Consider the following 10,574-nt stretch of genomic DNA (forward strand, 5'->3'; position numbering starts at 1 on the left):
ATAGTATCGTTGCATTTGTACCTCAATCTCACCAGGGTAAGTTTGCATCATCTATCAGTTCATCCATCTACCCCTCTAGTGTATAGCTATCATTGGCAGTATTACACCTTATTTAATCCACGATCCTAACTAAGTTAGTATGGGAGAAAGTTGTGGTTATCCCATAAAACGAAAGTAAACTGATTTTAATTATATTTACTTATGAAAAAGTTGCAATTTGACTTTAACCATCAAGCCATACATAATAGTCGAGAAGATGGCTATCTCAAATTTCAACTTAATCAACAAACTGGTGCTGTTTTATCCATTTCTCATACGCAGGAAGCAATTATTGTACCTGTGACATCGGTTACGGCTATTCCGAATATGCCTGCTTGTATATTAGGATTGATGAATTGGCGCAGTCATATAATTTGGGTGGTTGATTTACCGAGGATGTTTAATCTAGAATGTCTTGATCACCGATTGCGTCAGTATAATATTATTGTTATTCAAATAGAATCAATAATTTTAGGTTTAGTCGTTCAAGAAATTAAAGGAACAACCAAGTTTATTGCTGATGATATCCGTTCCCCTGTCGGACAAGTAGCATCTAGTTTAGTACCTTACTTATGTGGTTGTGTGGTACAACAAGAAGAAATTTTATTGGTATTAAATGCAGTACATATTTTAAGTTCAGATGTTTTTTGTATTAACTAATAATTAATACTCGAAGAAAGCGGTAACTTTTTATTTTATAGATGTGGTGCGAAGAATATATGTTGAATAAAACTGATATCAAACAAAGTAGCAATTCTCAAAATCAAGCATCTTTAATTTCTCCAACTAAAGTTGTTGATAATAGAGGAAAAAGTTCCAGTGATCAGAGGTCTTGGTATGAGAGGTTAGAATATTTGCGACAATTTAAGTTAAGTACCCAATCTATAATTTTATCTATAGCTATTGGTACTTTACCAGTTCTGGGAATTGGGGCGATCGCTTATATGTTTGGTAGTAAGTTAATTACAAAGCAAATTATTACATCCCAAGAAAATACAGCAATTAATTTAAGTGATAAAGTTAATAACTTTATTGGACAACGCTATGGAGATATTCAGATCCTATCTAATATATCTTTTTCAAGTCCGATGCAAGATACAGAAAAAGCAATAGCAGAAAAATTTAGGCAAATATCGAAAGTTGATCCCAGCACAATTAATATAGAAACAAAAGCCTCCTTAGATAGCTTGATCAAAAATAGTCATGTTTATGATAGTGTAGCCATATTTGATCTGAATGGACAAGTGATTATGCAATCATCAGGAGAGTCTTTAAGTCCAGAAAAACAACTGATCTATTTTCAAGATGTAGTTAAACAAAATACTCCTATTATTAGTCAACCAGAAATAGTTAAAAATATCGGCACAGTGATTTATATAGCTGCACCAATTAAGGATGCAGTGGAGGGTAATACTATTGGTATAGTCAGAACTCGTATACCTCTAAAGGCTTTAAAAAAAGTAATCCAAGGTTATATAGATGAGACTAATCAATATTATTTTTTAGATGCAGCAGGAAAAATTTTAATTAGTTCCTATCAAGATATGTTTGGTGAAAAACTCGTAGATATATATCCGAGTTTAACTAATGTTTTGAATACCAAAAATATTGATACATTTACAGCCATTGCCAAAAATAATCAAAAGCAGCAACTTATTACTTATATACCATTTTCCAAAATATCAGGTTTACCGGAGATCAAGTGGCAATTAATCGTAGAAAAAGATACAGCGATCGCCTTTAAGCAACAAAGAGAATTTTTAAAATTAACTGCTACTACAACATCATTAATTGCATTATTAATGACGTTGCTTGTAGCTTGGTTAAGTCAGCGGATTAATGCTAAAATTGCGAATACGTCTATAGGAAAAGCTCAGGAAATTCAAGAGCAAATACATCTAAGCGTAGTCAACAAACAAGAAGATCAAGAAAGAGAAATTGAATGGCTAAAATTACTGCTAGAAGTGACTAGAAAAATTCGGCTAAATCTTCAGTCCGAAGCTATTTATCAAACAGCAATTTCTGAAGTTAGTCATGTTCTAAAAACAGATAGAGTCATCGTTTATAAACTCCATCGAAAAACCCAAGCTGTCAAAGTAATTGCTGAATCAGTACTTGATGATTGTCAAAAAATGCTTGGTGTCTATAACAATGATTCTCACTGGCGAGAACTTGGGAAAAGTAATCAATTTGAGGCTATATCAGACATTGAACAAGAGGTAAAATTAACCAGTAGTTATATCGAGTGGTTAAAGAAATTTTCTGTACAAAGTAGTTTAACAGCACCAATTTTAAGTCATGGAGAAATTCAAGGATTCCTGATTGCTCATCATTGTTATAATCCTCATATTTGGCAAGTTGAAGAAATTAATTTTTTAACCCAAATTGCTACACAAGTTGGCTATGCTTTAGAACAATCTCATCTGCTAGTAGAGATCAGAAAATTGAAAGCTCATAGTCAAACAAATATTCATCAAGACTCCCTAGAACTCCAGAATTTTCAGGATAGTATTGAGCCAATTGTCAATCAAATTCAACAAGCTGTTAGTGAAGTAAATGTTTATTTAGAAAAATTCGCCACAGAGGCAATTCTAGAACCTGAAAAAATGTACCAAAGCTTAGAAACTATTGAAAATATGACCATTGCTATTCAATCTACCGCTGATATAGCACAGCAAGCTGTCACCATTATTAATGATGCTAACCATACAGCTACTAAAACTGGAGCAGAGATGGATTTAACATTGCAAAATATTTTCTGTGTCCAAGAAACGGTTGATGAAATCACCAAAAAAGTAAGACGTTTAGGGGACTCTTCTCAACAAATTTCCCGTGTGGTTTCTATAATTAATCAAATTTCTATGCAAACTAATCTATTAGCAATTAATGCGGGAATTGAAGCTGCAAGAGCCGGAGAGGAAGGTCAAGGTTTTGCAGTGGTAGCTGAAGAAGTTGGCGAATTAGCCGCCAGAAGTGCAGCCGCTACTCAAGAAATTGAGGAAATAATTGCCAAAATCCAACAAGAAACAGGTGAAGTATTAAAAACAATGACAATGGGAACTAATCAAGTTACCCAAAGCAGCAATATTATTGAAAATGCCAAGCATAATTTACAAAAAATCACTGATGTATCCCAGCAAATAGATACCCTGGTTCAGTCAATTTTAAGTTCTACTCAATCTCAAGTTCAAACATCACAAATTGTGAGTCAAACTATTAAAGATATTACCCTTGTATCAGTACGTAATATTCATAATTCGCGTCAAGTTTCCCAATCTTTACAAAAAGCAGTAGATATTTCTCAAGAGTTAAAAGATACTATTGAGACTTTCCCAACTAATTGATATTCTCATTTGTTCTGAATTAATAAATAATGACCGAAAAATTTTGGATTTTAGATTTTGGATTCGGAATTTTCGGTACAAGTTCCCCGCTCCTTCAGAGCGGAATTAATCAACAATACTCGCTGCGTATGCTTCGCTAACGCCAATCTAAAATCAGAAAAGCTCCACACTTGTTTGTTGGAATCAATCCAAAATCCAAAATCGTAAATCCAAAATCTGTTGACTAAGGACTAAGGACTAATGACTAAAGATAAAGAATTGGAAATCCAGATGCAATTTCTGGAAGAAGCAACTGATTATCTCAATACTTTAGAAGGGGTATTACTGGAAATTGACATTAGTAAACGTATTGAATTAGAACATATTAACGCTGCAATGAGAGCCGCCCATTCTATTAAAGGTGGAGCAGCAATGATGGGATTTCGCGTATTAAGTGATTTAGCTCATAAATTGGAAGATGCCTTTAAAGTCTTAAAGACTCAAAAAGATTCTTTGGAACTTGATACTCATTTACAAAGTTTATTACTATCTAGTGTTGATTGGCTACGACAGATTGTTGAGTTATTGGCAAAGGGTAATAATCTGGATGATAGTTGGTTAAGAAAATTTTGTTATCCAGTTTTTGACGAACTTTATGAGCGTTTAGGTGAACCGACTCCAGAAAATATTACAACTTTACTATCATCAGAAAATGATACAGAAATTATCCCTTTATTATTTGAAACTGAAGTTGAAGAGTATTTACAACACCTAGAAGCTAGATTAAAAAATAGCAATAAATCGGGGTTAAGAGTAGAGTTGGTAATGATGTCCACTGAGTTGAGTGGGTTAGGAGAAATGCTGCAATTAACAGCTTTTACCAAATTATGTCAATCCGTTAGCCATTATTTAGAAACTTACCCTGATAGTTGTTTAGAAATTGCTAATTTAGCATTAAAAGCATGGCGACAATCTCAAACTTTAGTATTAAGTAATCAACTAGGTAATTTACCAACTAGAATTAATTTTGGTGAAGTTATTCATAATCTTCCTCCTATTTCATCAAATCAGCAAGATTATTTATTGCATAAATCAAATATTTCTGATTTTGATTTATTAGAAAATGTTGAATTATCTCCAGAAAGTGCTGATAGAGGATCAACCTCAGAAAATCTCCCCATAGATTATAAATATACTGAACGTAAAAGTGATATTAATTCACTGCCTAAAGAAAGGGAAAACCAGGAAAATACAGTTAGAGTTCCTAGTAAACATTTAGAAAAGATTAATGATTTATTTGGAGAAGTTATTATTCAACGTAATGGGTTAAATGTGCAAATGGAAAGATTACGTAAATTAGTGCGTAATCTCAGTCAAAGAGTCCAAATTCTTGATCAAGAAAATCAAGAACTGCGAACAGCTTACGCAAAAATAATAACTCATAATCATGGTAATCAAGAAGTAGAAAATAATTTTACAGAACAAGATAGCTATCAAAAATTGAATTTATTATCTCAAAATGTGATGGAAACTATTGTCCAAGTGGCAGAAGTTACCAGTGATATCCAATTAAGTGTGGACGATACAGACCAAATAGCAAGAAAACTAAATAAAACTTCTAAACAATTACAAAGACAATTAACCCAGGTGAGAATGCGTCCTTTTTCCGATTTAGTAGAACGGTTTCCTAGAGCTATTAGGGATTTAAATGTTGAGTATGGAAAAAATGTGCAATTAAAAATTGAAGGTGGAAATACTTTAATTGAAAGAGGTATTTTGGAAGCTTTAAATGAGCCTTTAATGCACTTATTACGCAATGCTTTTGATCATGGAATTGAAGATCCTATTACTCGGAAAAAGCAAGGAAAAAGTGAACAAGGTTTGATTGAAATGAAAGCGGTCTATCATAGTAATCGCACGATTATTACTATTCGTGATGATGGTCAAGGTATTTCTTTAGACAAAATTCGTCACCGTGCTTTAAAAATGGGTTTGGACGATTCTTTATTAGCGAGCGCTAGTGATGAAGATCTACTATCATTAATTTTTGAACCAGGATTTAGCACCTCAGAACAGGTAACAGCTTTATCTGGTCGGGGTGTAGGTATGGATGTAGTCCGTAATAACCTGAAATTAGCGCGAGGAGATGTGAATGTTGACACCCAAGCTGGAGTGGGGACGAAGTTTACCTTATCAGTCCCATTTACCTTGTCAGTTGCGCGGGTTTTATTGGTTGAGAGCGATCGCTTGGTGTTAGCATTTTTTACAGACGTAATTGAGGAAATTTTCTTGCTAGAACAGGAACAAATCTTCTCCCAAAACGGGAAGGAATTTATTAACTGGCAAAACAATCAATTACCATTACTACGTCTCAATAGTTACTTTGAATTTAATTGCTCCCGCTACAATAACCTGGAATTAGAAACTCTGCCGATCATTAATGCTATAAGTGTATTGATAGTCAAACATGATCATCAACAAGTCGCAGTTCAAGTAGAACGCTGCTGGGGTGAACAAGAAGTAGCTATTCGTCAAGTAGAAGGTAATATTCCCCTTCCCAGTGGTTTTAACAACTGTACAATTCTGGGTGATGGTCGAGTAGTTCCCCTCATTAATACTAATGATTTGGTATCATGGATTACAAAAAATGAACGTCCCCACATCAGTAATAAATTACCAACAACAAGACTACAAACTGCATTCCTCAAACCGCCAAAAGTACCCACTATCAATCAACCTAGTCGCCAAAAAGGCATAATTTTGATTGTTGATGATTCCATTAATGTCCGTCGTTATCTAGCACTAACCCTGGAAAAAGGTGGATATCAAGTAGAACAGGCTAAAGATGGTCAAGAAGCTTTAGAAAAGCTAGAAACTGGTTTGCAAGTCCAAGCAGTGATCTGTGATATTGAAATGCCTCGTATTGACGGTTATAGCTTTTTAGAGCGAATCAACAACAATACAGAGTTGAGAAATATTCCTGTCGCTATGTTAACCTCCCGTAGTAGTAGTAAGCATCGTCAGTTAGCTATGCAATTAGGAGCAAAAGCTTATTTTTCTAAACCGTACAATGAGCAAGAATTATTGCGGACATTAGAAGAAATAATTTTCCAGATTGCAGAAACAACATTAATTGGTAATTCGTAATTCGTAATTCGTAATTTGGAATTCGGGCGTTGCTGAATCGAGGTATGAAATTTCCAAATTGAACCTTTAAAAATCTTACCTCAGTGCGTCTACTCTTCGAGATCACGAAGCGTGATTGCGCCTTTGCGTGAGACTAAAATTCATACCCTTAATCAGCAACGCCGGAATTCGTAATTCGTAAGTAGGTGAACACAATAAAACCAATCTGTGTAAAGAAACGTAAAATCGCCCAAACCCTCTTGCCTTTTGCCTCTTGCCTCTTGCCCTCCCATAACGACGATTTTCAATGCTAACCTACTTAACACAATCAAACAATTTTAAACTTGAACATTTTTACTAATTTTACACCAATGATTCAGTCCACACGAAGCTTATGGCATTTTGGACAAACGGTACTGGGTATTATATTCCGCCACCCCATTACTGGTACAAGTATTATTCCTATTTTACCTGATGGTCAGATTGTCCTCATTAGGAGAAAGGATGATGGTCGTTGGTCATTACCTGGTGGTATGGTGGATTGGGGAGAAGATGTTCCTCATGCAGTCCGTCGGGAATTGATAGAGGAAACAGGGTTAGAAGTAGTTAAAATCCGCCGTTTAGTGGGGGTTTACTCTTCACCAGATCGTGATCCTCGGATTCATTCTATCTGTATTACTGTTGAAGCTGAAGTTCAAGGAGAAATGGCAGTCAAAGATACTTTAGAAGTTATGGAAATTCAAGCTTTTCCTCCTAGTTCTTTGCCAAAACCAGATATGTCTCATGATCATTTTCGTCAGTTACAAGACTACTTAAATGGTTTAACAACACTTGCATAAAAGATGGAAAATTTAAAATTCTGGGTTGGGAAATTAACTCTAAAGTCTATAATTGGAAATTGCACAACTTAGACACCTAAATTAGTAAGTTAAAATAAATGAATATTTTATTTCGTAACTCCCGCATAAAACTTAGTCAAGGGGTATTGTTTTGGCGTGAAGTTGGTAGGGGAATACCCGTAGTTTTTCTACATGGTGCATGGAATGATGGTAGCGAATGGGTATCCACAATGGAATTATTAGCTGAAAACATCCATTGCTTTTCACCAGATTTGTTAGGTTTTGGTGAATCAGCAAATCCTAAAATTCACCATTCCATAGATTTACAAGTCGAGTGTTTAGCTGATTTTTTAAACGCTTTAAAATTAGAAAAGGTCTATTTAGCTGGTAATTCTCTAGGAGGTTGGATTGCGGCTAGTTATGCTTTAAAATATCCAGAACAAATATCTGGCTTAATATTGTTATCACCAGAGGGTGTTGCAGCGGAAGATAAAAAAGAGGAATGGCAAAAAAAACGGCGGTTATTTAATTGTTCACCCTTAATAATTAAATTTTTACGCTTAATTATGCCTTTTATCAAATTGATTGGTTGGGAGGGAAAAATTGCTAGAGATTTAGAATTAAGACAAACATTGTTACAATCTTCTACAGCTTGTCAATTACTTTTTAATCGCAAGCAACCAGAAATAGCAGCAGAATTATTAGAAACCCGCTTACCGGAAATTAATGTTCCCTGTTTGATTTTGCAAGGTGGTCAAGATACACAATCTGCTATATCAAAAAGTAATACTTATGCCCGATTAATTCCCGAAGTTCAGTTACATAATATTGCTCATGGAGAAAGTAATTTACCAGAAACTTGTGCCAGTGTTGTCGCTGAAGCTATTTGGGATTTTATTAATAAGTAGTCACCGAGTCAGGAGTCAGGAGGAAGAATTGGTAAGATTTTTGGGCGTTGCTGATAGCCTGCGTGGCGTATCCCTGCGGGAGCCGGAGGCATTAGCCATATCGAGGTATGAAATTTCCAAATTGAACCTTTAAAAATCTTACCTTTGCGTGAGACTAAAATTCATCCCCTTAATCAGCAACGCCGATTTTTGGAATAATTGAACGCAGATAAACGCAGATAAACGCAGATAAATACTAAATTGACTCTAGGTATCGGCGTAATTTACTACTAAACCAATCAATAACTGTGACTACTACTAATAGCACTAACATCATGGTTGTGGCTTTGGTATATTCAAAACCATCTATATAGCTTTTTAATTGAAATCCTATTCCCCCAGCACCAACTACTCCTAAAACTGAAGCAGCACGAATGTTATATTCAAACATCCATAGGGTATAACCTAATCCTAAAGGTAATATTTGCGGTAATATCCCATACTGAGCAATTTGTATTTTTGATGCTCCAATTACCTGTAAAGACTCTAAGGAATGATAATCTACTGATTCTATCGCTTGTTGATAAAATTTAGCAAGATAGCCAATAGTATATATTGATAATGCCAATGTTCCAGCGGGTGCGCCTAAACCTGTAGCAGCTACGAAGATTAAACCTAAGATAATTGAAGGTACGGAACGCACAGCATTTTGCAGTAAGTTTGCTATCCATCTTAACCATAAAGGGGCGATATTATTAGAACTGGCTATGGCAATTGGTAAGGATAAAACTGCACCTATGGATGTTCCCCAGACGGACATCTGCACGGTTTCAATTAATCCTTTAATGGCAATGTCTAAAACTTGCAAGTTGGGAGGAAATAACCGAGAAATGAAGTCTGTGATAAAAGGCCAGCTATCTTTTAATAATTTCAGATCAACTTTTAATCCTTGTAATGCCCAAATATAAATTCCTATCATTAATAGGAAGACAAGTGAAGGCATAAACCAAGGATAACGATGAAAAATTTGTGAATTAGAAAATTTTTTCATTTTTTTAAATTACTCCATATAATTTTGATTATTTTATTTAGGGTTTGCTGATAGCGTAGCGTGGCGTTAGGGAACACCAAAAAATAAATTACCCAATTTTGTGGGATGGGCATCCTGCCTGTCCTTAATGATTAGCAGGCAATTCGTCCCGCACCACAAGAAATTTTTGGGTATTTTTTTAATTGGAAGTCCCTTAGAGGATGTTTGAAAAGTCGTATCCCGTAATTTTCATCACATTTTTACCCCCCTTTCCCCTTATAAAGCTACGGTGTACACACAAGTTATCGAATCACCATTATTCCTCAAATTAAGTAATTGGACAAAAATATTTACAGTCATTGCGAGGGAAGGGAAGCAATCACAACCCTTGGAATTGCTTCATTTCACTTCGTTCCATATGGCTAACGCCACGCTACGCTAACGCAGTGACATTGTGTAATTAATTCTGTCTCACTACTTAGATAGTTGATAAAAATCGCTGTTGTAAATTTTCACATTTGCCATCATAAACTACTTTTCCATTATCTAAAATTATCGCTCTTTGAGCATATTCTTTAGCTAGAGCTAAGTCATGTAAAACGGTAATTATAGTTAATCCTTGTTGATGCAATTCTGATAAAGTTGCCATGACTTGTTGGGAGGCTACCACATCTAAACCTGTGGTGGGTTCATCGGCTAAAAGTATTTGTGGAGATTGCATTAATGCTCTAGCGATCGCTACTTTTTGTTGTTGTCCACCGCTTAATTTACTAGTTTTTTGATATGCTTGTTCTTGCAAACCTAGTTGTGTTAATAATTCTAAGGCTAAGGTGCGATCGCGTTGCCCAAATCCCCATAAAGTTTGCCTCGTTTTTCTCACCCCCAACCTGCCACACAAAACATTATCAATTGCTGATAATTGGCGAATTAAGCCCCCTCCCTGAAATAGCATTCCCACATCTCGACGGATTTGCGGTAAGTTTTGCTCACTTACAGACACACCATTAATTTTAATTTCTCCCTTAATCAAGGGAACTAACCCCACAAGTGATTTTAATAATGTTGATTTACCCGCCCCATTCAATCCTAGCAAGACTACAAATTCACCTTGATTAATTTGGCAATTAATATTATTTAAAATTGGTCGCTGTAGAGATGCAATATAACCTGTTTCCAAATTACAACATTCAATAAAATTCACGTTACTTTGAGATAAGTTGGATAAATGATAATTTTTATGTGCTACTTGATCAATAGTCATGGCTAATGGGAATATGATAATTTTTGTTCTATCCTGCTCCCCTCCTCGCTTGCGGGGAGGGGTTGGGGG

General features: G+C 35.2%; 7 protein-coding genes. 5 read left to right on the forward strand and 2 right to left on the reverse strand.

Annotation, left to right across the window (positions count from 1 at the left end):
- Positions 1 to 201: 201 nt before the first annotated feature.
- The 5 genes from IQ228_RS12745 to IQ228_RS12765 all read left to right on the forward strand — a co-directional run bounded on the left by IQ228_RS12745 (position 202) and on the right by IQ228_RS12765 (position 8,235).
- A complete protein-coding gene (locus IQ228_RS12745) occupies positions 202 to 699 on the forward strand; it encodes a chemotaxis protein CheW (RefSeq protein WP_027402448.1) in 498 nt (165 codons plus the stop codon).
- A gap of 59 nt (positions 700 to 758) precedes the next feature.
- On the forward strand, positions 759 to 3,383 hold the full coding sequence (locus tag IQ228_RS12750; protein ID WP_193963006.1) for a methyl-accepting chemotaxis protein: 2,625 nt from the start codon (positions 759 to 761) through the stop codon (positions 3,381 to 3,383).
- Positions 3,384 to 3,623: 240 nt separating this feature from the next.
- A complete protein-coding gene (locus tag IQ228_RS12755; RefSeq protein WP_027402446.1) occupies positions 3,624 to 6,509 on the forward strand; it encodes a response regulator in 2,886 nt (961 codons plus the stop codon).
- Between the two features lie 350 nt (positions 6,510 to 6,859).
- Positions 6,860 to 7,327 carry an NUDIX hydrolase gene (locus tag IQ228_RS12760; RefSeq protein WP_173401703.1) on the forward strand — a complete coding sequence of 156 codons (468 nt, stop codon included), beginning with the start codon at positions 6,860 to 6,862 and terminating at the stop codon, positions 7,325 to 7,327.
- A gap of 98 nt (positions 7,328 to 7,425) precedes the next feature.
- Positions 7,426 to 8,235, forward strand: a complete 810-nt coding sequence (locus IQ228_RS12765; RefSeq protein WP_193963007.1) for an alpha/beta fold hydrolase — start codon at positions 7,426 to 7,428, stop codon at positions 8,233 to 8,235.
- A 235-nt stretch (positions 8,236 to 8,470) separates the two neighbouring features.
- Here IQ228_RS12765 and phnE read toward each other — a convergent pair whose 3' ends face one another.
- Both phnE and IQ228_RS12775 read right to left on the reverse strand, forming a co-directional pair.
- On the reverse strand, positions 8,471 to 9,217 hold the full coding sequence (gene phnE, locus IQ228_RS12770; RefSeq protein WP_370566882.1) for a phosphonate ABC transporter, permease protein PhnE: 747 nt from the start codon (positions 9,215 to 9,217) through the stop codon (positions 8,471 to 8,473).
- A 505-nt stretch (positions 9,218 to 9,722) separates the two neighbouring features.
- Entirely contained in the window at positions 9,723 to 10,505 is a 783-nt protein-coding gene (locus IQ228_RS12775; protein ID WP_080683888.1) for a phosphonate ABC transporter ATP-binding protein, read from the reverse strand.
- Positions 10,506 to 10,574 lie beyond the last annotated feature (69 nt).

The organism is Dolichospermum sp. LEGE 00246, assembly GCF_015207865.1.
GTDB classification, from domain to species: domain Bacteria; phylum Cyanobacteriota; class Cyanobacteriia; order Cyanobacteriales; family Nostocaceae; genus Dolichospermum; species Dolichospermum heterosporum.